Below are 22,568 nucleotides of genomic sequence, written 5' to 3' on the forward strand. Positions count from 1 at the left end.
CGTTGCGCGCGATGTTTGATCGCGACCAGCGCGGGGAGTTGTTCGCGCAACAACGGTTGATGTATGCCGCTGCCTTGGGCTTGACGGCGGGCATGACCGCCACCATGTTTTACAGCCTGGGTGCTTTCATTCCGCCGCTGCAGGCCGAGTTTGGTTGGTCGCGGGGCGATCTTTCTCTGGCGGCGACTTTCTTGACCCTGGCAGTATTCCTCACTGGCACCTTTGCTGGCCGCTTGTGCGACCGTTATGGCGCCTCGGTCATCGGTGCGCTGAGCCTCTTGGCCTATGCCCTGGCGATTGTGGTGATGGTTGCAACCATGACCTCGCTGATTCACTTCTGGATTGCCTATTTTGTCATCGCGGTGGTGGGAGTAGGTTCGACACCGATTGTTCTGGTGCGGCCGATCACCACTGGTTTTTTTGCGGCCCGGGGTATCGCATTGGGTGTCGCCCTGACCGGGGCCGGCATTGCTGGATTCTGGGTGCCGCGGCTGGTAACCGAGGTTGCCACCGCCTATGGCTGGCGGGAGGCCTATCTGGCCTTGGCAGGCATCGCCGCCCTGGTTGCCCCCTTTGTGTGGTGGGGTTTTCGCAGTACCAGTGCACCAGATGCCTCTGCGGCCGCCCCAGCCGATGGCCTCAGCCATGCCCAGGCCAGATCCCAACGCAGTTATTGGCTGTTGTCGCTAATGGCCTTTGCTATGGCCTGCGGTATCGCCGGTGTTGTCGTGCACTTACTCCCATTGTTTGTCGATTTGGGCGCCGACACTCAACAAGCCGCGAAGATGGCATCGACGGTGGGGGTGGCGAGCGTCGCCGGGCGGCTTGTGGTGGGGTACTTCCTGGATCGACTACCGGCCATCCTGGTGTCCGTTGCAGTGCTGCTGCTGGCGGGTGCCGGCATTGCCTTACTGGCGCTTTATGGGCGCGACAGTGGTTATCTGGCGGCCGCGCTGCTTGGCCTGGCGGCGGGCGCTGAGATCGATCTGCTTGCTTACCTGACGGTGAGTTACTTTGGGCGTCGACATTACGGCGCGATCTACGGCTGGCAGTACAGCGTGTTTGCCCTGGGCTATGGCATCAGTCCCTACCTGGTCGGCAGAGTGCGGGATGCTGCGGGCTCCTATGATGCCGCATTGCTCCTCAGCGGCGGGCTAATGTTGCTAGCCGCAGGTTGCTGTCTGGCTTTGCCAGCGGCTCGGCCCCGTAGGGCAGAATCGCTGGCACGGCCGCAAACCCCTTAATTTTTTATGGAGGCTACGATGTTTTCTCTTAACGGCAAGGTTGCGATTGTGACTGGTGGAGGCTCGGGCATTGGCTGGGCGACGGCCCAACGCCTAAAGCGTGCCGGCGCGGACGTGATTGTGGCGGATATTGTCGACTGCCGCGCAGAGGTCGCCCAATGGGGCGGCGATTTCCGCCAGGTTGATGTGGGCGATGGTGGCCAAATCGCCCGGTTGTGTGATTACGCCATTGAGCGATATGGTCGTCTGGATATTATGGTTAACAATGCCGCCGTCTCGACCGGCAGAATGATGGCTGATATCGACTCCGACGAGAACTCCCTGCGCTTTTGGCGAATCAATCTGCTCAGTGCCCAGACTGGAACCCGGGAGGCAGCGGCCCGGATGCAAGCCGGTGGCAGTATCGTCAACCTCACTTCGATCACGGCGCTGCGGGGCTTCCCTCAGTGGTCGGAATACGGCGCGGCAAAGGGCGGCGTTATCTCAATGACCCAGACGGCGGCGATGGAATATGGCCCGGTCGGCGTTCGTGTCAATGCTGTGGCGCCGGGAATTATTGATACGCCCATGGCCATGCGTGAAGCGCCTGACATGGTCGAAAAAAATGCCAGGGTGTTTGCCCCGCTGGGCCGAATCGGGCGACCCGAAGAGCTGGCAGCGGCTATCCACTTTTTGGTCAGTGACGACGCGTCCTATATCACCGGCCAGGTATTGTCGGTGGATGGTGGCTGGAGCACCGGCACGTCGCTGCAGGCTTTCGGTATGGTAATGGCACAATAAATTCGGCCACGATCCCGGTTAAATATTTTCCCGTTGAAATCGGCGAATGCTCGGAGCACTGCTGACCAGCGCCCCGATTCTATCGAACAGGCCCGTTTCAGCCCGCCAGTTGAGGTAGGCTTGATAGGCCTCGCTACTCTGCCATTGCTCCAGCACCGCAAATTCATTGGGGTTTTCACAGTTAGTCAGAATCTCGATCTGAATACAGCCCTCATAGCGACGGGTATCGGGTAATATCTCCGTCAAAAGCGCTTTGAAATCATCTGCTTTGCCCTCTTGGGTCTCAGCTTCGAGTATCACATGAAGTGCCATTTCTCTTTTCCTTACTGGTGTTGTGAGTGCTGTTTTGTGCTGCTCGAAACAGCGCGCTAATTGTTCATCCAGGAACCGCTGCTGTTGTCGATGGCCCGGGGCCGTCAGCGCTATCCCGCTTCCGCGAGCAGTGCATCAATAGCGGGCAGGGCAGCCGCTTCGTGATCCAGGCCAAGGGGGGCACACCACACCCTCTGGAGGGTAAATAGCGCCCGCTGACGCTCCACAATCAGCTGATCCAGTGCGGACTCGTGGGCAGTCTCTGCCGAGTGACGCACGGCTTGGCTGATCAGCTCCCGCAGTGCCCGGCCGGACATCAGGTATTCCTCCACCTGGGCTTCGGGCTGGTCAAGTAGTTCGCTGGCGGCATTGCTGGCGGTAGCCAGTGCGGCCTGATCTGTGGCCTGTGTATCGCCTATCAGCGCGGCAACTTCGCGGCTCAGGTCGATAATTTTTTGCAACTCAAGCCGGTGGTAGGGTCGGGCGTAGGGCAGGCGCTGGCGGGTAAACTCCAGCGTAGCAATAGCCAGATGGAGTTGCTCAACAACGTGGCCCTCGGCGCTGGCCAGTGCGGGGGCGACCACATCTTTCAGGGCCCGCAGGGACACCTGTAGTTGGGTATCAAATGACTGCATCATTGGACAGCCTCCTGAAAATAGTCGCAGATTTCGGCCAGACTGGGGTAGCCGATGCCGGTTACATAGTGGGTCAGTACGTCCTGATGGGTGCGGGCGCCGTAGGAAGAGCGGGCTGAGGCGCCGAGAATCAGAGCGACGATTAGATAGTGGTTAAACAGTTTGTAGTAAGTCAGCCGTTTGGGGTCGACCTTTAGGCCAGAGGCTTTCTCATAGGCGGCGTAGAGTTCGGTCCTTGGCAGCATGCCCGCCGCCAGCGGGGTGACACCGTCCTCGGCGATATGGGAGAAGGTGTCCATGCAGGCATAGGTCAAATCCCGGTGGCGGTCGCCGAGCACGGCGCCCTCCCAATCCAGCCAGGTAGTAATCTCTCCGGAGGCTTCGTCGAACAGAAAATTGCCGCTGCGGTAATCGCCGTGGATCAGCGAGATATGGTCGATGGGGGGGGCGTGCTTGATCAGCCACTTGTAGACCACCTCCATGATCGGTTCTTCCTCCAGCCGGTCTTCCTCCCAGATCCGGCGCACGGCGTTGACCTGCTTGATGACGGCTTCGTTGGAGCCCAGCACCGGCATATCAAAGTCGGTCAGGCAGGCGGTGTCGATGCCATCCATGCGGTGCAGGGTCGCCAGCATGCCGACAAACTGGGGCGCCAATTTGCTGCGCAGGCCTGGCCCATAGTTTTGTCCCAGGCCGGACACCTTGCCGCTATCGGTAGAGGGCTTGGCTACCCCCGTGCAGAAGCTATAGATAATCCCGGGGTAGGGCAAAAACTCACCGGTCGCGTCGATCCAGTAAGGGACGGGCGCCGGAATGGCGCCGGCTACCGCTTTGAGTACCTGAAACTCACGCTTGCGGCTGGACTCGGTGACCGAGGCGGCGGGCTCAGTGCGCAGTACCATTTTACTGCTGACGCGGTCGTTCGGGCCGCCATCGGGGCCCCGCCACTGTAGGGTGAAGACCGCTTGCAGTTTGGAGGCGCCGCCAGATAGCCATTTGGCCCCTTCGATGGTGACTGGGTAGCCAAGCCGGGTTTCGATCAGCTGCTGGCAGCCCTGAAGCATTTTCTCCAGACTCACCGTCTGGAAGGCCGGGCCATTGCGGCGGTGCATTTTGCGGGTCAGTACCGCGTCCACCTCGGTTTCGGTGGGGTATTGCTGGCGGATGCGCTGAATCAGCGCTTCGCTGGGACGCTCGCGAATATCGGCGTCCTTCAGGCGTTGTAGTGCGTTCATATTGTTATCACCCTACGTGGTTGACACTTGCGTTAGTCAGTCGATAAAAGTTTCGGCCATACCCCGGGATAAAAATCCCAGCCCGGTAAAATCGGCGATATGGGAGTATCCCGACCGCTCACCGCAGCGCCAGTGCATCAAAGTCTGAAAGCCGGCACTGGAGGGGTTGAAGTTGTACCAGGGTGCCCCGGCAACAGTGGTACCATCGGCCTGATAGCAATTGCCCTGGTCGTCTTCAAATTCCACAAAGGCCCGGGTCACCAGCATCTCGTGGCGCTGGGCGGTCATCCTCGCCTTCATAATAGGTCGCCGCTCGCCATTTTCACTGATGTAGCCGTATTTAAAGGGACCGTAGACCCATTCTTTGTTCTCGATGGTCATGCCCAGAATCAGAAAGGCATTGAGGTCTTCGCCCAAATCAACATGGACCCAGGTTGCCGCCTTGTTGCCCCAGTCGTTGCGGGGTCCCCAGCTCTTGTTGATGCCGTCGATGCAGTTGATGGTGTAGCGTTTGTCGCCCAGGCGCAGGCTGCCGCGGGTACGGCCTTTGCCTTCCATGTGGCCGTTGTTCCAGCCCTCGTAGCCTGACACCTTCGACTGACCAGCTAGGGGATTGTCCTCCGGATCGTGGGTGTCAATGGGCCGACACAGGGCCTCGAAGCTCAGGTCCACTTCGCAGAAGCCGTCCAGAGACGCGTACCGATATTCCAGTTCACCGGCGCTGTGAGCTTTAAAAGTTAGGCCGTTTTCTAGGGTGAAGTCGGAAAAATCCGCTGGGCAGGGCAGGTGCATCTGGGCATCGCAGTGGTCGATTTGCCAGGGGTGGAAACACATGCCCTGGTGGATTTCGATGGCGCTGTGGCACACCCCCATATTGGGGCGGGTGAGGACATAGAGAGAGCCGCTGATACAGGCCTCCGGCACAGAAAAGATAATGAACATGGTTTCTGTCCAGGTGCGGTCACTGCCGTCCTGTTCATGAAACTTGTAACTGTCCAGGGTAATCATGTTAATGCTCCTGTCATCGAATTATTTGACGGCGGTCTTGGCGAAGACTTTGCTCAGCTCAGTCAGGCCAACCACGTCGGTGACGTTGGAGTAGCCCACCCGGTCGCCGATGGTCCAGCGGTAGAGGGACTGGAAAGAGATAAAACTACCGTAGGCGGTGTGCCAGGGCGCAGCGGCAATGGCGCTGCCGAAAATTTCCCACTCTCTGCCCTTGGCATCGCGCAGCTGCACCCGCCGGAACATGCCGAGCATGCCACTGTTCTCGCCAGTGACGGTGGCCGAAACGACGCCGCAGGATTCGCCATCGACCACCACATAGCCGAAGCGGAAGGTGGTGTATTTTGGCGTCTTGTCGCTGACGTCCAGGGACATGATTAAATGGAAGGCGAGATCGTCGCCGAAACACATATGCATCCACGACACCGGCGCCGCATTCCATTCCAGCCGGGGCCCCCAGCTCCGATCCAGGCCGTCAACACAGTTAACCTGGTAGCGTTTGCCGTACAGCTCCAGCTCACCGGTAATACGGCCGACCAGATCGTAGTGCCCCTTGGTCCAGCTGTCGCCAGCACCGGTGGCCTCCTCAAGGTTGCTGAAGGCGTCAAGCATCGGGTTGTGGTCCGGGTCCAGGGCATCGAAGGGCGTCATAATGCCGGCGAAGTTCAGATCAAAGCGGCACAGTTGGTCCCGGCTCTGGTACTTGAAGTGGTAGTTTTTGCCCGCCTCGGAGGCCTTCAGGGACAAGCCGTTATCCAGGGTGAAATCGGAAAACCTAGCCGGTGCCGGCAGGTGCATTGGGGCATCGGCGAATTCGGCTTCAAAGGCGTTATGGCAAATGCCCTTGTTGATATACACCGATGACAACACGACCCCGACATTGGGCCGAGCTAACACATAGGCGTTGCCGCTGATGGATTCCTCGGGGATGGAAAAAATCAGGAAGTAGGTTTCAGCATAGGTTGGGTCATCTGACTGGTGATGGTGATACTCAAGATCTGCATCGGTAATCATTGTTCGATATCTCTTTACGTATGAATTCTGCTGTCGGGCTCTACCGGCAGGGTGCTACTGGTGGAAATGGACATAGTCCTTGGCGAACTCCAGGTACTTTTTGTTCCAGCAGAATTCACACCAGCCTGAGCCGGAAACGCCGTCGATTTTGACTGCGGTGGGAGCTTCCCGCAGGGTGATCATCGGGTCGGCATTGAACTCGGTATGAGTGAACGCGGTGCAATTGATGGTGGTGGTGCGACCGGAGGAGTCCTTGGCCACCACATCAATGGTGGTGTGGAACATCTGGTCGTTGAAGGCGTAGTCGTAGTCCACGCCAGTGATCTGGGCCATATGCTGGTCTTTGAACACGTAGCCGCGCAGGCTGACCTGGCCGAAAGACTGCATTTCGAAGAAAAACACCGCTGATTCGGCGGTGGTGGCATGGAACCATTTGTAGTGCTGGTTCAGGCCCCATACCCGTGGTCCCCAGGAGTGATCCCGCTGACAAAAGCCGTCCAGGTCAAAGGTCTGACCCGCTACGGTCAGGCTGCCCTTGGCGGTGCCGTGCTGTTCTGTGCGGTCCAGGCCGTAATAGGGTGGGCAGCCTTTAGGGTGTGCGCTAGCCGGATAGGTGGGATGAAGGGCATCAAAGCGACAGTTAAGCTGGATTTTTTCGCCCTGGAAATTGAGGTCTACGCTGACCAGTGGTTCGTCGATGCAGTGCTCAAAGCCGCCGATTTTCCAGTGGTAAAAGTCCATGCTGTCGGGAACTTCAGTATCAGGGATGCGCTCTTCGATGTCGGCGTCAACCGCGGGACCGCAGACTTTGACGGCTGCCGCGGCGACACCGTCTTCAACCCAAGTATAGACAAAGGCGGCCAGGCCAATTTCCGGTTTAGAAAACATATAGGCTAGTGCTTCGCGGCGGCCGCCTGAAGGCTGATCTGTCAAATTGTGGCGATTGCCGTGTTCCACCGGGTAGCTGGGCAGGTCTGAGGTGACGTGTTCGAGTGCCATGGTAACGCTCCGTTGATAATCTGGTTGTTTTAGGGGCGCTGCCCTTGGCGGACGCCCCTAAAACATAGGCTGAGAGAAAGTCTGGATAGGTGTTAGAAGTGGTAACCCACAGTGATACCTGCGGTTCTAGGTTCCATGAAGTTGTCCTGCCCGGTGTTGGCCAGGTCGGTCACTTCGATGCGATAGGTGGCCACCTCTTTGTCGCCCAGGTTTTTTGCCCACAGGCGGACAAAGAATTTCTCGTCGGCATGGGTGTAGGTGACGTTGGCGCCCCATACGGAATAGCTCTTCAGGGTTGCCGCGGTCTGGTTAAGAATGTCGCCATAGCGCTCTGCCACGTAGGTGCCGTCAATCTGAGCAGAGACATAACCTGTGGCGACGGGCCACTCATAGCGGGCGACCAGGTTCGCGGTCTTGTTCGGTGCTTCACCCATTTCAGTATCCATTTCGGTACCTGCCCGGATGACGCCCTCGACTTCAGTGTCCAGATAGCTTACCCCCAGGATGATATCCAATCCCTGCATGGGATTGGTGAAGACTTCCAGTTCGGCGCCAGTGATGCTGGCTTCCCGGTTCTCAAAGAACTGGCCCAGATTCTCAAAGCTCAGCGCCTGATAGTCTTTGTAGTCGTAGTAGAACGTCGCCATATTGACCCGGGTTTTGCCGTCCATAAAGGACAGCTTGCCGCCGACTTCATAGGCATTGAGGGTCTCCTGATCGTAGGGGAAGGCTTCGGGGGCCAGGCCAAGTGGGACCACGCCGACATTAAAGCCGCCCGCTTTCACACCGCGACGGAAGGATGCGTAGTAGAGCGCCTCATCGGTCGGTGTCCAGTTGGCCTGCAGCGTGCCGGCATAGCTGTCCTTGTCGATCTTGGTCAGATCGCCTGCGCTACTGGGGGTGAAAATATTGCTTTGCAGGGTCTGTTCAATAGTGATGTTTGGCGCGCGAAAATCCGACGGACCATCGAAATCAAAATCAGCCACCGACACGTAGTACTGATAGGTGCTTTGAGAGAAGTCCTTCTTGTCGTTCTGGGCGCGCAGACCGGCGATCAGCGTCACCTCCTCGGTGAGGTAGTAATCAAATTGACCGAACAAGGCGTAGGCTTCCACCTCAATATCATTGGTGGTGGCTTGTAAAATACCGCCATCGGGGTCATTGGGGTCCACCAGGCCGTTGAACACGTTCAGGTTCAGGCCGCCATCGGCATCCTGATTCAAGTAGTACACACCGACGGTGAGGTTGTACTTGTCCGCCTGTTTGTTCAGGCGCACCTCTTGGGAGAAGTGTTTGGACTCGTAGAACGAGTGGTAGTTACAGATACTGACCGGGCTGGCATCGCAGTCCTCGGTCAGCTCGAAGTCCTGGTCCAGCAAACCGGTGATGGCGGTGATGGTGAGGTCGTCCAGGTAAAAATTGTTGGTTAACAGAAAGCTGTTTACCTCGTTGCTGGCCCAATCGGCGCTGTTGTGAGCCACTTTGAATGGGTCGGCATCTTTTGGCTGACCCAGTCCGTTGGTGGGTGCAAACACGATATCGTCACCCTGTTTCATCATCGGGTTGAGGTTGTCACCCACCAAATTGCCCTCTGCCTCGCCAGATTCAAACTTCAGCAGGGCTTCCCATTGTTCGGAGACGTCATAAAGCGCCTGAAAGCGGAAAGCATTGAAATTACCTTCGCGGAAGTCATCCCGGCCGGGATAGGTGTTCTCGGTAAAGCCATCGTGGCTGTCGTGGAAGGCGCTGATGCGCAGTTTCAGTTGATCATTCACTGGCAGATTGAGGCGGCCTTCACCGCGCAGAATGCCGTCAGTGCCCGTGGTGCCCTCGGCGTAGGCGCTGAACTCATCCTCGGGTTTCTGGGTGAAGAAGGAGAAAGCACCGCCGGTGGCGTTGCGGCCAAACAGGGTGCCCTGGGGGCCCTTGAGAATTTCCGTACGGGCCATGTCGTACAGGGAGAAGTCGACGGTGCTGCTGGAGATCATGTAGAACTCATCAACGAATCCCGCCACCGGTGATTCCGCGCCATTGTTCAGGTCGGTATTGCCCACGCCGCGGATAAACAGGTTGGTGGTCAAGCCCTTACCGACAAAGTGGCGACGAATTTCCACGTTGGGCGATTGCATGGCGACGTCCGCCGCATTTTTGAAGTTGAGCGCTTCCAATTGCTCTGCCGAAAACGCCGAGATGGCGATACCGACATCGCTGGCAGACTCTTCGCGCTTTTGTGCGGTGACCGTGACTTCTTCCAATACGGATCCCCGCGTTTGGCTCAGTGCATGCTGGGGTAGAGTCAGGGTTGCCGCGCAGACGGCAGAACCGATCAGGGAGAGGCGAAAACTTTTATCTAAGGGCCGTTTTTTCATGGTGGTTCCTGCTTTCTTATTTGTGTCGTAGTGATGCGGTCGTTTGTTGAGGGGGCGTAATCCCACTGCCGAAAAGGTTATCAGATGGTGTTTTTAAAAATCAACCAAATTTTTTAATTTGAAAAATTGTATAAAAAACATATTGTTATATTTTTTAAGTTGAAAAAACAGAACATATCACACGGTGTTTTTATGGAGGTTGGGCAAATTTTGAAGGTTTTGCGGCGCGGTCTTGGGAGCCGGGCGCAAGGAATTTCGGGGGGCGGCAGCAGTGCAAAAGTACACCGCGGTCGCTAAAAGCGAGCGAGTTTGACGGCCAGATGGGAGTTGTCAGAGGTCAGACGCGGCTTGTTGAGGTTCGGACTTGGCGGTGGGTTGCAGCAGAATTTCAGCGGCGTTAATGAATTCCTCAGCCGGAATCAGTGCTTGATCTGAAATCGCTTCTTGCAGCATCGAGCGGCCTTTGATCCAAATACCAAATGTGGTGGCATTGCCGCGGTCGACGCTGAATTGGGCAGGCCAAAAAGCATTACCGGCCCGATAGGTTCCCCAGCCATCGATTTGCCTAAGATGGTTGATCAGGGGGTGGAGGAGGTGATCCTGTCTGGCGAGCAAGCAGGCCTGTCCGGTCAGGCGGGAATACTCATTGTAGAACCCGGGTGGCTTTCCTTCATCTGCGGATCGGGTCAGTACCCGCAAATAATCGGCCCACTCCTTGATATCGCGTTGGCGTTCGGGGACTTTGGTGGGGTCGAACTGGGCCGGGAGCTCCCGCAGCAATACATGCCACAGGGCCTCGTTGGAGAAGTTCGCCATATTGCCAAAATGGTAAGCAATGGCGGCGGAGGACACGCCTGCCTTGGTGGTCAGGGTGCGCAAGCTCAGGGCATTCAGGCCCTTTTTGCGGATGGCATCGCCGGCCAAATCCAGTAGTCGGTTGGCCAGCTCTGAGCGTTCGTGGGGTTCAAAGTCCGGAAACTGAGCAGAGTTCTTATTGAGCCAGCGTATTACCTCACCTCGGCGGGATTCGGGCTCGGCGTCAAAGCTGCCGCTGAGAAGAGCTTTGATGCTTTCATCCATGAGCAGCTGATAGTTAAGGTCATCCGCCAGCTCGTAAATGTAAAACTCCTCCATAAACAGGTAGCAGCACAGTGTTTCGGCAAACTGGGGGTGGTAGGGGATATCGCTGCGGGCCAGTATTTGTTGCCAGAAGTCAATCCGCATGTCGTGCCAGCGCTGAATCTCGGCGCGGGATGACAGGCCCTGATCAAATTTTGCGATGACCTCTGACCAAAAGCGTGCAGTGTTCAGCTTGCTGCGTTGTTGCAAATAGCTGCGTAAGAAGGTGGTTAGGGTAGCCGAGTTGATGGGCATACCCACCAGTTGCTGAGCGAGCTGATTGTGAAATTCGCTGTCTAATGCGAATGCCCTCTTTTGCACCGCCCGGATCAGTCCCGACTTGTTTTTGAAGCGGCTCGTGATCGGCGTGTTGGAACAATTGGCTGCAGCGGCCACATTTCTGATGGAATAGTTTTCCAAGCCCAGATTGCACACCAGCTCGAGGGAGAGGTCGATGAGCTGCTCGGCAAGGTCGTCGGGTTTTTCCATGGCGGTACGGCGGTTCACTGGTTGGCGTGGGTTTGGGGGCCGGCTTGCCCTTCTGGCAGCCAGCGAATCTTTGATGTTATGGACTTATTTTCGTTCTGTAAATTTCCCGGTTGCTTTTGTCCGGCTTGCTCATGCTGGTTGTAGCCCTTGGGGCGGTCGAATCGGTCAAGCTTGTCACTCGGCCCACTCCCTTTTGCAGCGGAATTAGCCTTTGCGCTCACCCAACTTTTCGCCCAGTCGGGTTGGGCTGGTGGCAGTAAATTTGCTGTCCCAGTCCATTCGGTCTTTGGCAAACAGCAGAATGACGGTGGAGCCCAGCTTGAAGCGACCCATTTCCTCGCCTTTTTTGAGGCTGATCGACTCGCTGCGGGGATACTCCACCCGGGTCAGCTGGCGGGGCGGCGGTGCCACTTGGCCAGCCCACACCGTCTCGATGCCGGCCACGATCATTGCGCCCACCAGAATCATTGCCATGGGGCCGGCGGGGGTGTCGAACAGACAAATGAGTCTTTCGTTACGTGCAAACAGACTGTTGACGTTTTCTGCGGTGGTCTGGTTTACCGAAAATAACTGCCCCGGCACATAGATACTCTGGCGAAGCTCGCCATCCAGGGGCATATGCACCCGGTGATAGTCTTTGGGAGACAGGTAAATTGTGGCAAAGGCGCCGTCGCGAAACTGACTGGCCAGGGCCTCGTCGCCGCCGAGCAGCTGGCTGAGGGAGTAGTCCTGCCCCTTGGCTTGCAGGATGCGGGCACTGGCGATGCTGCCGATTTGACTGATGGCACCATCGGCGGGACAGGCAGCGCTGTTCTCATCCGCGCAGATTGGCCGCGCATCAGCTTTCAGTGCCCGGGTAAAAAAGGCATTAAAGTTGGGGTAGCTTTCTGCTTCTCCCTCGATTGCCTCGGCCATGTTCACTTTATAGCGCTGGATAAATTGCTTGATCAGCAGATTTTTCAGCCACGGTGTCTGACACTCGGCAAGCCGACCTACCAGCCGCGACAGCAGCTGTTGGGGGAGGAGGTATTGCAGGATGACAAAAGCAATTTTCACGGCGTGTCCTTGAGTCTGGTTAACGGTGTCTGGCGATGATGGTTGGTAACGGTCGAAACGCGTTGTTAATAGGCCGCGTTGTCAGATTTTCGCAGCCCATCTTCAGGGCATATTGGCGCTGCCGGAGCTGGCCTGCTCGCCGGTCTCGATAGGGGTATCTTCCCGGTTGCCCCACTCGCCCCAGGAGCCGTGGTAGCCCTTGATGTTGGGGTAGCCCAGTATTTTCATCAACAGGTAACTCAGGCCCGAACGATGGTGGGTCTGGCAGTGGGTGATAACGGTTTTGTCCGGCGTAATGCCCAGTTCGTTGAGGCGCTGTTGCAGTTCGTTCAAGTCTTTGAAGCGCAGGTGGTTGTTCTTGTCCATCAACTCCAGCCAATCCAGATTGACCGCGCCGGGAATGTGTCCGCCTCTGGCGGCAACCACTTTTTCGCCGCTGTATTCCTGGGGGGAGCGGGCGTCCCAAATGGCCAGCTGCGCGTTGTCGAGCAGGTGGATGAAATCTTCAATTTCGGCGATGGGGGTTGTGTTGATTTCGACGCTGACCCGGGTTGGGCTGGCCTGGTGTTCACCGCTTTCGACCGGGTGACCTTCTGCCAGCCAGGCGTGCAAGCCGCCGTCAACATAGGAGTAGAGCTGGTGGTCAATGGCGTCCAGGGTCCAGATCAGTCGACCCGCCCAGCCGCCGCCTTCGTCGTCATAACACACCACATGACTGTCGGGTGTCAGGCCAATGCGGCTGAACAGAGACTCGAGCGCCGCCTTTTCCGGCAGTTTGCCCACCGCCGGCTTTTCCCCCCGCTGCAACTCGCTGGGGTTGATATGAACGGCGCCTGGAATATGGTGGCGCAGGAAATTGTCCTGGCTGCAAACATCGACGATCAACAAGTTGGGATCGTCGAGGTCAGTCACCAGGTCCCGGGCTTGGATGAGTAATGGCCAGTCTTTCATAGTTAACCTGTCGTCGTTTTGTTGGGTTGTGGTCACGGTGAAACGGAAACTGCCGCTTTGATGGTGTTATGGGCCGGATTGTAACAGTTTGCCGCCCCGGTTGAGTTGCTTGGACACCCTTCGCAGGCAAAAGGCTCAGCCGGTTAAACTTTGGACTATTTGACGGTAGCTGATGAGTCGTTGTTCCTCGACCTGACCGTCAGCGACAGCGGCCAACAAGGCGCAGCCGGGCTCGGCCTCGTGTCGGCAATCCCTAAAGCGGCAGGTGGAGGTAAAGGGGCGGAATTCGATGAAGCCTTGCTCTATCTCTTCCCGGCTCAGGTTCCACAGGGCGAACTCGCGAATACCGGGGGAGTCGATCAGGCTGCCGCCCTCGGGGAAGTGAAACAGTCGAGCGGTAGTGGTGGTGTGGCGACCTTTTTGGGTTCCCTCTGATAGCTCGCCAACGCGCAGGTCACTGCCCGGCAGCAGAATATTGACCAGGGACGACTTGCCGACGCCTGATTGGCCCACAAAGACACTGATCTTGTTATTCAGCAATGCTTTCAGGCCCACCAGCCCGTCCCGGGTTTTGGTTGATGCTTCGATAATGGGGTATCCAATCCGGCGGTAGCGCGCCAGCATGTCCTGCAAGGTCTCTCGGTTGTCGTCGTCGATCAGGTCGTGTTTGTTTAATACCAGCACCGGACTGATACCGATAGCCTCTGCCGCGACCAGGTACCGATCGATGAGGTTGGCATGGGCCTGGGGGCGGGGAGCGATCACAATCAGGATGTTGTCGATGTTTGCCGCCACGGGCTTGAGCTTGCCGTGATTGTCGGGCCGCGAAAGCAACGAGCGGCGCTCCAGTCTCGCTTCTACTGCGCCGGTGGGGTTGCCCGCCCGCCAGACTACCGCGTCACCGGTGACCAGATCGCCAATTTGGCTGCGGACATGACAGCGTTGGCGCTGCCCCTGATCGCCCTCGACTTCGACCTGTTGGCCAAAGTGGCTAACGATCAGGCCGTGCTGTTCATGGCCGAGCGCGCCCTCGCTGATGGCCTCGTCGATCTGGCTCTGACGGCGGGTGGCGCGCTCGCTGCGCTCGGCCTGAATTTTCTCGATGCGCCAGCGCTGTTGTCGGCTGATTTTTCGTTTGCTCATTGGGGCTCTCTATGGGCTCGGCGCCCAGTTTACTGCATGCCCCAGTCACCACCAATGAAATTGCGTTTGGGATGCTGACCGGGCAATGGCGCTGCTACAATTCCATTTTGCCCAGTCCGGCCGTCGGCGCTGGGATGACGGAGACCGCTGAATGTCGAAGAAAACCAATTTGATCTGGATAGACCTGGAAATGACCGGGCTGGATACTCTGAACGATCACATTATTGAAATCGCTACCGTGGTCACTGACAGCGAGTTGAACGTGTTGGCTGAAGGGCCAATGTTGGCGATTCATCAAAGCGATGAGGTGCTCAATGGTATGGATGAGTGGAATACTCGCCAGCATGGCAGTTCGGGCTTAACCAAGCGAGTCAGAGAAACCTGCATGACCGCCGACGAGGCGGAGCGCCTGACCCTGGCGTTTTTGGATAACTACAGTGAGTCAGGCGCGTCACCCATGTGCGGCAATAGCATCTGTCAGGACCGGCGATTTTTGGCGCGTGAAATGCCCAAGCTTGAGGCATATTTTCACTATCGCAACCTCGATGTGAGCAGCCTGAAAGAGCTGGCTCGACGCTGGCGACCAGAGATTATGGCGGGTTTAAAGAAGGGCAGCTCCCATTTGGCGCTGGATGATATTCGCGATTCCATCGCCGAGCTGCAGTATTACCGGGAGCATTTTATTCGCTGAGCCGGGTGGTTGGCGCTGCTTGGCCGGACGTTCGGCGCGGCGTCTCTGGAAGAATCCAAATCCGTCATTCCGGACGCGCTGTTTGCGATCCGTAATCCAGTGGGGTTTGAACATGGGAGCAACTGGGCCCCGGCTCGGGGGCCGGGGCGACGGAGTTAGGAGTTTGTCTTGAGGGCGACGCTGAATAGAGATTGGCGTTGAATTAAAAAAGTGTGCTTAGTGCTTGACATGCGCCGGTACCAAATCATGCTTTTCTAGCGTCTAGCGTCTAGCGTCTAGCGTCTAGCGTCTAGCGTCTAGCGTCTAGCGTCTAGCGTCTAGCGTCTAGCGTCTAGCGTCTAGCGTCTAGCGTCTAGCTATTCGCCAGGCGTTTCTGGCTCCCGCTGCGCGGGTATCAGCCGACCAAACAGAATCCCCGCTTCAAACAGCAACCACATCGGCACGGCCAGCAGCGCCTGGGAGATTACATCCGGCGGCGTGAGCAGCATGCCAAACACGAAGCAGCCAACGATCACATAGGGGCGCTTTTTCGCCAGATCGGCGGCACTGGTCACGCCGGCGCTGATCAGCAATACCGTGGCAATCGGGATTTCAAAGGCGATACCGAAGGCCAGAAACAGTTTTAGCGCGGTGTCGAGGAAGCGGGCAATATCGGGGGTGTAGGAAACCCCTTCCGGGGTAATGCCGCTGAAAAAGCCAAACACCAGTGGAAACACCACGTAGTAGGCAAAGGCCAGACCAGCGTAAAACAGCAGCACACTCGAGACCAGCAAGGGGACTGCGAGCTTCTTCTCGTGGCGGTACATGCCAGGTGCGACAAAGCGCCAGGCCTGGTGGAGCACCACCGGGATGGCCAGACAAAAGGCGGCCACCAGCACTAATTTAAAGGGGGTCAGGAAGGTGGACGCAATTTCGGTGGCAATCATGCTGCTGCCTTCGGGCAGATAGCGCCGCAAGGGTTCAGCCACAAAACTGTAGATTTCGCCGGAAAAGGGCATCAGCGCCAGGGCGCAAACAAGGATGGCCAGTACGCAGTAAAGCAGGCGGTTGCGCAGTTCGGTCAGGTGGGCAACCAGCGGCTGGCCAACATCCTCCTCGGGGTGGGGCCGCTCACTCATGGTGTGTCATCTTTCCCGCTAGCAGGCTGGGTGGTTTTGGGTGATTTTGGCGATTCGGTGGGGGTCGGCGCTTCTGGTGTCTCAGCGTTTGGCGACGTGGGCTCTGATAACTCAGATTGTGGCGCGGCGGCGGCGATGTCAGTGTTGGCGGCTTTTTCGATATCGCGTAACTCGCGATTGGTGCGCTCGACGGTACTGCGCAGCTTCTGCTCTCCCTCTTTGAGGGACGCCATAATTGACTCGTTGTGCAGCTGCTGACGAATTTCGTCTGCGCCCACCTCTCGTTCAATTTCTTTGCGAATATTGTTAAAGCTGCGGCGCAGGCGGCCGATCCACAGGGAGGTGGTACGCACCGCGCCGGGAAGGCGTTCCGGCCCCAATACCAACAGGCCGACAACCGCGATCAGCAAAAGCTCCGCAAAGCCGATATCGAACATGAATTACTTCTTGATTTCTTCTTGAGCTTGCTCACTTTTGGCGGTGGTTTCTTCGCTGTTTTCGAGGTTTTTCTTTTCTTCCTCGTCGTCTTGCATGCTGTTTTTGAAGCCTTTCACCGCGCCGCCAAGGTCGCTGCCGAGTGACTTAAGGCGCTTGGTGCCGAACAGCAGAACCACGATGACCAGAATGATCAACAATTGCCAAATGCTAATACCGCCGATGCCCATGGGGACTTACCTCTCAAATGGTTCAATTAGTCTTTGCTGCGAGCAGCCTTTTCGTCCAGTCCTGATAAGCCGAATCGCCGGCCCAGTTCCTGTAGCACGGCATCGTAATTCACATCGAGGTGAGACAGCATAACCAGGCTGTGAAACCAAAGGTCTGCAGTTTCATAAACCACGTCGCGGGTATCGCCGCTGAGTTGAGCGTCCTTTGCCGCCAACACGGTTTCAACGGCTTCTTCACCGACCTTTTCCAAAATTTTGTTGAGCCCCTTGTGATGAAGGCTGGCAACATACGAGCTGTCGGGGTTGGCCTGTCGCCGCTCGGCCAGCACCGCGCTAAGTTGTTCCAGAATGTTGTTGCTGTCACCGGCCATACATGTCTCCCGGTGCTTTTAAGACGTCCTCGGTGGTCTGCCATTCACCCTCTGTCAGGGTCCGGTAAAAGCAGCTTTGCCGACCCGTGTGGCAGGCAACGTTGCCCACTTGCTCCACCTGAAGCAGCACCGCATCGCCATCGCAATCCAGCTGGAGGGATTTCAGTTGCTGCACGTTGCCGGAGCTTTCGCCTTTGCGCCATATGGCGCTGCGGGAGCGGGACCAATACACTGCCCGCCCTTCGTCAATGGTCAGCTGCAGGGCCTCGGCGTTCATCCACGCCATCATCAGCACCCGGCCGCTCGCCGCGTCTTGGGCGATTGCCGCCACCAGGCCATCGCTATTCCACTTAATCTGTGACATCAATTGGGCTGTCATACTAGTCCGGATTTATGACGAAAACATGAAAAGCCACGGGGGCTTGATTCGCGGCTACTTTACCTCAGTTGCCGCGGAGAAAGAAATAAACGCTCAGTACCAGCAACACGGCGCTTGCAGCGGGAACATGGTCAATGCCGTGGCGGAGTTGAGGTTGCGCGACCACAACCGCGGCCACGCCGCAGACCAGGCCGAGCAGGCGGGAGGCCCCCTGGCGTTGGCGCTGTTGGAGCTTGGCCTCGAGTTGGTCTAGCCGCTGCTGCACGTGGCTTTGGCCGGGCGCCTGGGGCTGCAGCTGGGCGCGCTCTAATAAAGTCTCCGGAATCTGGGGCAATTGTTCCAGCCAGCCCGGCAGGCGGTGACTGACCTTGCGCAGCATGCTCTGGGGTGAATAGCGATCCTTTATCCAGCGCTCCAGATAGGGCATTGCCGTGTTCCAGAGGTCGAGCTGGGGGTAGAGCTGGCGACCCAGGCCCTCAATGTTGAGCAGTGTTTTTTGCAGCAGCACTAGGGAAGGCTGCACCTGCATATCAAAACGCCGGGCGGTCTGGAATAGGTAGAGCAGGACCTGGCCGAAAGAAATCTCTGCCAGCGGCTTTTCAAATATCGGCTCGCTGACACTGCGAATGGCGGCTTCGAATTCGTGGACCCGGGTTTCCGGTGGTACCCAGCCGCATTCCACATGAAGCTCCGCCACTTCTCGGTAATTGCGCTGGAAGATGGCCAGTAAATTGCGGGCGAGATAGTACTGATCGAAGTCGCTAAGGCTGCCGATGATAGCGCAGTCGATGGCGATGTATTGGGGTGACTGGGGGCGTCCCTCGGCCACAAAAATATTGCCGGGGTGCATGTCGGCATGGAAAAAACTGTCGCGGAATACCTGGGTGAAGAAAATTTCGACACCGCGCTCGGCCAGTTTTTTCATGTCGGTATGCTGGGCGTGCAGCTTGTCCAGGTCGGTGACCGGAATACCGTGTATGCGCTCCATGACCAGCACGCTGCGGCGGGTGTAGTCCCAGAATACCTCGGGCACGTATAGCAGGTCTGAGTTGAGGAAGTTGCGCCGCAATTGAGAGGTGTTGGCACCCTCGCGCTGCAGATCGAGCTCGTCAAAAATCGTCAGCCGGTAATCTTCGACCACTTCCAGAGGACGCAGGCGACGGCCGTCTGGCACAAAGCGGTGAACCAGTCTGGCAATGGTTTGCAGAAGGCGGACATCCTGGGCGATAACCCGTTCGATGCCGGGACGAGTGACCTTGACCACGACCTGCTTACCGCCGGGCAGGGTGGCGGCGTGAACCTGGGCAATGGAGGCCGAGGCCAGCGGCTCTTGCTGAAAGGATTCAAACAGTGCCGCGACGGTGCTGCCCAGACTGCGCTCAATCACAGCCACCGCCTGGTCGCTGGGAAAAGGTGGGACCCGATCCTGAAGACGGGCCAGTTCCAGGGCGATATCGTCGGGCAGCAGGTCCCGGCGCGTGGAGAGCAGCTGGCCGAATTTGATAAACACCGGTCCAAGGGCTTCAAGTGCTAAGCGCAGCCGCTCGCCGCGACTGAGATTGCGCTTGCCCAGCAGGTGCCAGGGGCCGAGTTTGAAGAGGATGCGGATGCCCAGTGGCAGCCGTTCTACCGGAAGCAGTAAGTCCAGGCGGTAGCGGCAAAGCACCCAAAAAATGAAGAGAAGGCGTCGCAGGCCCATTACGGGGTCCTTATTACGGTTGCCGCGCGGCTGCGCGTTGTTGGAGGCGTCGAATTTTGGCTTCTAGGCGGTCGGCTTCGCTGCGCAGTCGGTCGATGTCATCAAAGAACTGGCGGCTCTCGACGGGATGGGGCATCAGCCTACTTTCCTCGCGCAAGAATTCTTCGAGCTGGCGGTTAATATTGCGGCCGCTATTTTTTACCCAGGCCTGGCCGCTGCGCAGGCCCCGGCCAATTTGATGGCCAATCACGTCGCCGAAGGCGTCGGCCAGGGGTTGCTCCCAGTCCAGATCGAGGCCGGCCAGAATTTTACGCAGCGCCAGCAGGGCCTGGGTATCGCCGCTCACTGTGACGTTGCCGTTGATCAGTGCCGACCCCGGATCATCGGCGGTGGCGACAGCAGCAAAATCAGTCCAGGTGCCAGTGAGCCGGGTGGTGACTTTTTCTTGGTCAGTGTCGAGTAATCGCAAGCGCTGGCCGGATACGCCGATCACCACCACCATTGCCGGGTCCTGCAGGCACAGCGCAAAGCTGCAGCCATCCAGGGAGGCCAGTTTGGCAGTGGCGGCCGGGTCGAGGCTCAGGGTGCGATTTGCCAGGTCTTCCAGTTGGGAAATAGCAAAGCCCTGGAGGGCGTTTCTCACGGCTTAATACCCCGGTGCAGGGCGACGACACCTGCCGTCATATTATGGTAGCGAACCTGGGCAAAGCCGGCCGCTTCCATCATCCCTTTGAGGGTTTCCTGGTCGGGGTGCATGCGAATACTTTCGGCGAGGTAGCGGTAGCTGTCCTCGTCATTGGTCACCAGGCGGCCCATCTTGGGCAATATGTCGAAGGAGTAGCGGTCGTACACGCGCTCTACTACCGGATTCACCGGCTTGGAGAATTCCAGCACCAACAGACGTCCGCCCGGCTTGAGCACTCTCAGCATGGACTGCAACGCCGTGTCTTTATCGGTGACATTGCGCAGGCCGAAGGCAATGGTGATGCAATCAAAATGATTGTCGGGAAAGGGCAGGCACTCGGCATTGGCCTGCACGTATTTAATATTGCCGACAATGCCCCGGTTGGTCAGCTTTTCCCGGCCGACCTTGAGCATGGATTCGTTGATGTCAGCCAACACAACTTCACCTTCGCTACCGACGAGGCGGCTGAATTTGGCCGCCAGGTCGCCAGTGCCGCCGGCGATATCAAGTACGCAGTTACCGCTGCGAACTCCGGACAGCTCAATGGTAAAACGCTTCCACAGGCGATGGATACCGCCGGACATCAGGTCGTTCATCAGGTCATACTTTGCGGCGACCGAGTGGAATACCCCGGCGACCATGCCCGCTTTCTCGCTGGCATTCACGTTGCGAAAGCCGAAGTGGGTCGTTTTGTCGTCTGCCATGTCTTTGCCTTTCGCAATGGGTTTGAAAAAAGTTGCGGTATTGTAGCCGCTGGCGGGGGAAGTCTGAAGTCGATGCCGCGCGGGCTGGGAGCGGGGCTTCAGATGTTCAACTCATCCCGCATGGCTTTCATTCGTTTGCGCTGCTCTTCCGGGCTGAGCGGTTTGCTGGGATTTTCCGGCAGGGCTTTTTGCTCCGGCGGCGCCAGGTCTTTGCCCCGGCGGATCTGTTCGCAGAGTGCATCATAGTGACGTTTGAAAACGGGAAAGGCGTTGTGTTCAGCGGTGCCGGCCAGAAAAAACCAATCGCTGGCGCGCCCGGCATGGTAAACCGCCGGGTGAGACCAGCTGTGGGCGGCTTTGGGGCTGGGTGCGTTGCAGGCTTCCAAGTAGGCGCTGTGGGCATCGGGTAAGCCGAGTTCTTCGGCGCTGGGCTGACAGAACTTGAGAATGCCTTTTACCGTGGGCAGAAATTCTGACTCCCGAATTGCCCGGTGACTGGCGGCGGTGATCTGCTCGGGGTCCAGGTGGCGCAAATTGCTGAACCAGATCTTTTTGGCATAGGCCAGTTTGTCCGGGGTGGCAAAGGCCTTGTTGTACTGGTTGTGATAGACCAGCTCGAACTCGGCAAACATCCGGTCGACGGCGTCCATCACGGCTTCTTTATCTGGCAGGGGCTTGCTGTCAGAGGCCTTCTCGCCAGCTGCGGTCGGTGTGCTTTTCGATGAAGCCAGTTGCTGCCGGGCCTGCTCCAGTAGCTTGTTGTTTTCCATGGTGCTGTCCCATTTGGTGGCTGTGAGCCCAACGATATTTCACATGCTGTAGAAACTTGGTGTTCCACGAGCGCTGGGGTTGGCCGCTGTCGCGCCAATACAGGATGAACTCCGGCACTTGCTGTTGGGCAAAATCGGCATCAATTCGTGCCATACGGAGAATATCAAATACGGCGTCGTCTGGCCGCCAGTTTGCCGGAATCGGTGTGACCTCCTGGTCGTTGGGCACCGAGCGGGTAAACTTGGCCCATTGCAGCCGAATATGTTGAATGAAGCGGGAGTTCCAGTTGTTGTCGGCGGTGCCCCGCTCGCGCCAGTAGAGGACGAACTCGGGGATGGCATCCTCGATAAACGCGGCGCTGATATTGTCGCGGCGAAGAATTTCCAGTGCGTCGATGCTCGGTTGCCAGTTGTCGTCGATGGGCTGGTTTCGCGCCGCCTCAATCTGTTGGTATTGGGCCTTTTTCCAGCGGCGACTGATGTACTGACTGAAGGTGCTGTTCCACGAGGCGCGGGGTTCGCCACTGTCGCGATAGTGGGCGATGAACTCCGGCAGCTGTGCCTCAATAAAGCTCAGGTCTACCCGATTAATTTTGGTCAGAAAGTCCAAAATTGCGCGGTCGGGGCGCCAATTGGCGGGAATCACTGAGTGGCCGGGAACCGCTTGGCTGTGCCGGGGTGGTGCCGCCATAGCGCTTGGGGCTGGCTGCGCTGTTTCGCGCTCGGTAGATGTCGGGGTTTGCTGTGAGGTCTGTGTCGCAGAGCCCCTTTGGGGTAGCGCAACCCGCAGATTCTTTACGTTGCTCATCAGTGCCCCGCCCATAATAATGAGGCCCTGGTCAGCCAGGGTGCGCAGCACCTGCAGGATTTTTTCTGGCTGCCAAAAGGGCAGCTGCTCGGCCAGCTTCGCCATGTCGATCAGGTACCATTGCTGCCCTTGTTTCGGTTGGCTGTCCAGCAGGGGCAGCCAGTCGCTGATGAGCTGATACACCAGTGCGGCTTCGAGGCCGATGGTGGCGGCCAGAGAAGGCGAAACGAGTAGCGGGCGCTCGGTGAGAGAAGACATGGCAAAACCATCACGAATGTAGCTCGCCATTGTACGGGCTGGGTGGCGCGGATGTCAGCCCTGCTCCGA

Annotated in this window: 24 protein-coding genes; 3 read left to right on the forward strand and 21 right to left on the reverse strand. The window is 57.7% G+C overall.

The window, feature by feature from the left end:
• Positions 1 to 11 precede the first annotated feature (11 nt).
• Both NCG89_RS13000 and NCG89_RS13005 read left to right on the forward strand, forming a co-directional pair.
• Complete coding sequence (locus tag NCG89_RS13000) at positions 12 to 1,244, forward strand: MFS transporter (RefSeq protein ID WP_251086978.1); 1,233 nt, start codon at positions 12 to 14, stop codon at positions 1,242 to 1,244.
• A gap of 18 nt (positions 1,245 to 1,262) precedes the next feature.
• The gene (locus tag NCG89_RS13005) at positions 1,263 to 2,024 is read left to right on the forward strand and encodes an SDR family NAD(P)-dependent oxidoreductase (protein ID WP_251086979.1); all 762 of its coding nucleotides are present in this window, start codon (positions 1,263 to 1,265) and stop codon (positions 2,022 to 2,024) included.
• Between the two features lie 18 nt (positions 2,025 to 2,042).
• Here the strand turns inward: NCG89_RS13005 and NCG89_RS13010 are convergent, their stop codons facing one another.
• The 11 genes from NCG89_RS13010 to rsgA form a co-directional block, all read right to left on the reverse strand.
• Positions 2,043 to 2,336 (reverse strand): putative quinol monooxygenase, encoded by a 294-nt coding sequence (locus tag NCG89_RS13010; RefSeq protein WP_251086980.1) that lies wholly within the window; start codon positions 2,334 to 2,336, stop codon positions 2,043 to 2,045.
• Positions 2,337 to 2,446: 110 nt separating this feature from the next.
• The gene (locus NCG89_RS13015) at positions 2,447 to 2,974 is read right to left on the reverse strand and encodes a hypothetical protein (protein ID WP_251086981.1); all 528 of its coding nucleotides are present in this window, start codon (positions 2,972 to 2,974) and stop codon (positions 2,447 to 2,449) included.
• The gene (locus NCG89_RS13020) at positions 2,971 to 4,206 is read right to left on the reverse strand and encodes a phosphotransferase family protein (protein WP_251086982.1); all 1,236 of its coding nucleotides are present in this window, start codon (positions 4,204 to 4,206) and stop codon (positions 2,971 to 2,973) included. Before NCG89_RS13020 ends, NCG89_RS13015 begins: the two co-directional genes overlap by 4 nt.
• A 36-nt stretch (positions 4,207 to 4,242) precedes the next feature.
• Positions 4,243 to 5,214 carry a DUF7064 domain-containing protein gene (locus NCG89_RS13025; protein ID WP_251086983.1) on the reverse strand — a complete coding sequence of 324 codons (972 nt, stop codon included), beginning with the start codon at positions 5,212 to 5,214 and terminating at the stop codon, positions 4,243 to 4,245.
• Between the two features lie 21 nt (positions 5,215 to 5,235).
• Positions 5,236 to 6,225, reverse strand: a complete 990-nt coding sequence (locus NCG89_RS13030; protein WP_251086984.1) for a DUF7064 domain-containing protein — start codon at positions 6,223 to 6,225, stop codon at positions 5,236 to 5,238.
• 54 nt (positions 6,226 to 6,279) lie between these two features.
• Positions 6,280 to 7,224 carry a DUF7064 domain-containing protein gene (locus NCG89_RS13035; RefSeq protein ID WP_251086985.1) on the reverse strand — a complete coding sequence of 315 codons (945 nt, stop codon included), beginning with the start codon at positions 7,222 to 7,224 and terminating at the stop codon, positions 6,280 to 6,282.
• 92 nt (positions 7,225 to 7,316) lie between these two features.
• Positions 7,317 to 9,593: a TonB-dependent receptor gene (locus NCG89_RS13040; RefSeq protein ID WP_251086986.1), complete on the reverse strand. Its 2,277-nt coding sequence runs from the start codon at positions 9,591 to 9,593 to the stop codon at positions 7,317 to 7,319.
• Between the two features lie 330 nt (positions 9,594 to 9,923).
• Entirely contained in the window at positions 9,924 to 11,219 is a 1,296-nt protein-coding gene (locus NCG89_RS13045; protein ID WP_251086987.1) for a TetR/AcrR family transcriptional regulator, read from the reverse strand.
• Between the two features lie 186 nt (positions 11,220 to 11,405).
• Positions 11,406 to 12,257, reverse strand: a complete 852-nt coding sequence (gene asd / locus NCG89_RS13050; protein WP_251086988.1) for an archaetidylserine decarboxylase — start codon at positions 12,255 to 12,257, stop codon at positions 11,406 to 11,408.
• Positions 12,258 to 12,359: 102 nt separating this feature from the next.
• Positions 12,360 to 13,208, reverse strand: coding sequence for a sulfurtransferase (locus tag NCG89_RS13055; protein ID WP_251086989.1), 849 nt, complete (start codon positions 13,206 to 13,208; stop codon positions 12,360 to 12,362).
• Positions 13,209 to 13,343: 135 nt separating this feature from the next.
• Positions 13,344 to 14,351, reverse strand: coding sequence for a small ribosomal subunit biogenesis GTPase RsgA (gene rsgA / locus NCG89_RS13060; RefSeq protein ID WP_251086990.1), 1,008 nt, complete (start codon positions 14,349 to 14,351; stop codon positions 13,344 to 13,346).
• Between the two features lie 151 nt (positions 14,352 to 14,502).
• On the opposite strand from rsgA, the gene orn reads away from it, so the two are divergent.
• Positions 14,503 to 15,042, forward strand: coding sequence for an oligoribonuclease (gene orn, locus NCG89_RS13065; RefSeq protein ID WP_251086991.1), 540 nt, complete (start codon positions 14,503 to 14,505; stop codon positions 15,040 to 15,042).
• 356 nt (positions 15,043 to 15,398) lie between these two features.
• Here the strand turns inward: orn and tatC are convergent, their stop codons facing one another.
• The 10 genes from tatC to NCG89_RS13115 form a co-directional block, all read right to left on the reverse strand.
• On the reverse strand, positions 15,399 to 16,160 hold the full coding sequence (gene tatC, locus NCG89_RS13070) for a twin-arginine translocase subunit TatC (RefSeq protein WP_251086992.1): 762 nt from the start codon (positions 16,158 to 16,160) through the stop codon (positions 15,399 to 15,401).
• On the reverse strand, positions 16,157 to 16,597 hold the full coding sequence (gene tatB, locus NCG89_RS13075) for a Sec-independent protein translocase protein TatB (protein WP_251086993.1): 441 nt from the start codon (positions 16,595 to 16,597) through the stop codon (positions 16,157 to 16,159). Before tatB ends, tatC begins: the two co-directional genes overlap by 4 nt.
• Before the next feature lie 3 nt (positions 16,598 to 16,600).
• On the reverse strand, positions 16,601 to 16,825 hold the full coding sequence (gene tatA / locus NCG89_RS13080; RefSeq protein ID WP_251086994.1) for a Sec-independent protein translocase subunit TatA: 225 nt from the start codon (positions 16,823 to 16,825) through the stop codon (positions 16,601 to 16,603).
• A 26-nt stretch (positions 16,826 to 16,851) separates the two neighbouring features.
• Positions 16,852 to 17,196: a phosphoribosyl-ATP diphosphatase gene (locus NCG89_RS13085; RefSeq protein ID WP_251086995.1), complete on the reverse strand. Its 345-nt coding sequence runs from the start codon at positions 17,194 to 17,196 to the stop codon at positions 16,852 to 16,854.
• Positions 17,186 to 17,560 carry a phosphoribosyl-AMP cyclohydrolase gene (hisI, locus tag NCG89_RS13090; RefSeq protein ID WP_251086996.1) on the reverse strand — a complete coding sequence of 125 codons (375 nt, stop codon included), beginning with the start codon at positions 17,558 to 17,560 and terminating at the stop codon, positions 17,186 to 17,188. The genes NCG89_RS13085 and hisI overlap by 11 nt, the downstream gene beginning before the upstream one ends.
• 79 nt (positions 17,561 to 17,639) lie before the next feature.
• Positions 17,640 to 19,274 carry a ubiquinone biosynthesis regulatory protein kinase UbiB gene (gene ubiB / locus NCG89_RS13095; RefSeq protein WP_251086997.1) on the reverse strand — a complete coding sequence of 545 codons (1,635 nt, stop codon included), beginning with the start codon at positions 19,272 to 19,274 and terminating at the stop codon, positions 17,640 to 17,642.
• 13 nt (positions 19,275 to 19,287) lie between these two features.
• Positions 19,288 to 19,917 carry a ubiquinone biosynthesis accessory factor UbiJ gene (locus NCG89_RS13100; protein ID WP_251086998.1) on the reverse strand — a complete coding sequence of 210 codons (630 nt, stop codon included), beginning with the start codon at positions 19,915 to 19,917 and terminating at the stop codon, positions 19,288 to 19,290.
• Positions 19,914 to 20,663, reverse strand: a complete 750-nt coding sequence (ubiE, locus tag NCG89_RS13105; protein ID WP_251086999.1) for a bifunctional demethylmenaquinone methyltransferase/2-methoxy-6-polyprenyl-1,4-benzoquinol methylase UbiE — start codon at positions 20,661 to 20,663, stop codon at positions 19,914 to 19,916. The genes NCG89_RS13100 and ubiE overlap by 4 nt, the downstream gene beginning before the upstream one ends.
• 98 nt (positions 20,664 to 20,761) lie before the next feature.
• Entirely contained in the window at positions 20,762 to 21,433 is a 672-nt protein-coding gene (locus NCG89_RS13110; protein ID WP_251087000.1) for a replication protein P, read from the reverse strand.
• A complete protein-coding gene (locus tag NCG89_RS13115; RefSeq protein WP_251087001.1) occupies positions 21,345 to 22,499 on the reverse strand; it encodes a DnaT-like ssDNA-binding domain-containing protein in 1,155 nt (384 codons plus the stop codon). The genes NCG89_RS13110 and NCG89_RS13115 overlap by 89 nt, the downstream gene beginning before the upstream one ends.
• Between the last annotated feature and the right edge of the window lie 69 nt (positions 22,500 to 22,568).

This window comes from Spongiibacter taiwanensis, from assembly GCF_023702635.1.
In the GTDB taxonomy this organism is placed as follows: Bacteria; Pseudomonadota; Gammaproteobacteria; order Pseudomonadales; family Spongiibacteraceae; genus Spongiibacter; species Spongiibacter taiwanensis.

Bases quoted from the DNA above. Each gene is read 5' to 3' on its own strand.
- ubiE (WP_251086999.1), bottom strand. From the start codon at position 20,663: ATGGCAGACGACAAAACGACCCACTTCGGCTTTCGCAACGTGAATGCC.
- NCG89_RS13015 (WP_251086981.1), bottom strand. From the start codon at position 2,974: ATGATGCAGTCATTTGATACCCAACTACAGGTGTCCCTGCGGGCCCTG.
- rsgA (WP_251086990.1), bottom strand. From the start codon at position 14,351: ATGAGCAAACGAAAAATCAGCCGACAACAGCGCTGGCGCATCGAGAAA.
- NCG89_RS13035 (WP_251086985.1), bottom strand. From the start codon at position 7,224: ATGGCACTCGAACACGTCACCTCAGACCTGCCCAGCTACCCGGTGGAA.
- NCG89_RS13010 (WP_251086980.1), bottom strand. From the start codon at position 2,336: ATGGCACTTCATGTGATACTCGAAGCTGAGACCCAAGAGGGCAAAGCA.
- tatA (WP_251086994.1), bottom strand. From the start codon at position 16,825: ATGGGCATCGGCGGTATTAGCATTTGGCAATTGTTGATCATTCTGGTC.
- tatC (WP_251086992.1), bottom strand. From the start codon at position 16,160: ATGAGTGAGCGGCCCCACCCCGAGGAGGATGTTGGCCAGCCGCTGGTT.
- hisI (WP_251086996.1), bottom strand. From the start codon at position 17,560: ATGTCACAGATTAAGTGGAATAGCGATGGCCTGGTGGCGGCAATCGCC.
- NCG89_RS13110 (WP_251087000.1), bottom strand. From the start codon at position 21,433: ATGGAAAACAACAAGCTACTGGAGCAGGCCCGGCAGCAACTGGCTTCA.
- NCG89_RS13040 (WP_251086986.1), bottom strand. From the start codon at position 9,593: ATGAAAAAACGGCCCTTAGATAAAAGTTTTCGCCTCTCCCTGATCGGT.
- NCG89_RS13030 (WP_251086984.1), bottom strand. From the start codon at position 6,225: ATGATTACCGATGCAGATCTTGAGTATCACCATCACCAGTCAGATGAC.
- NCG89_RS13055 (WP_251086989.1), bottom strand. From the start codon at position 13,208: ATGAAAGACTGGCCATTACTCATCCAAGCCCGGGACCTGGTGACTGAC.
- ubiB (WP_251086997.1), bottom strand. From the start codon at position 19,274: ATGGGCCTGCGACGCCTTCTCTTCATTTTTTGGGTGCTTTGCCGCTAC.
- NCG89_RS13005 (WP_251086979.1), top strand. From the start codon at position 1,263: ATGTTTTCTCTTAACGGCAAGGTTGCGATTGTGACTGGTGGAGGCTCG.
- tatB (WP_251086993.1), bottom strand. From the start codon at position 16,597: ATGTTCGATATCGGCTTTGCGGAGCTTTTGCTGATCGCGGTTGTCGGC.
- orn (WP_251086991.1), top strand. From the start codon at position 14,503: ATGTCGAAGAAAACCAATTTGATCTGGATAGACCTGGAAATGACCGGG.
- NCG89_RS13025 (WP_251086983.1), bottom strand. From the start codon at position 5,214: ATGATTACCCTGGACAGTTACAAGTTTCATGAACAGGACGGCAGTGAC.
- NCG89_RS13000 (WP_251086978.1), top strand. From the start codon at position 12: ATGTTTGATCGCGACCAGCGCGGGGAGTTGTTCGCGCAACAACGGTTG.
- NCG89_RS13115 (WP_251087001.1), bottom strand. From the start codon at position 22,499: ATGTCTTCTCTCACCGAGCGCCCGCTACTCGTTTCGCCTTCTCTGGCC.
- NCG89_RS13020 (WP_251086982.1), bottom strand. From the start codon at position 4,206: ATGAACGCACTACAACGCCTGAAGGACGCCGATATTCGCGAGCGTCCC.
- NCG89_RS13085 (WP_251086995.1), bottom strand. From the start codon at position 17,196: ATGGCCGGTGACAGCAACAACATTCTGGAACAACTTAGCGCGGTGCTG.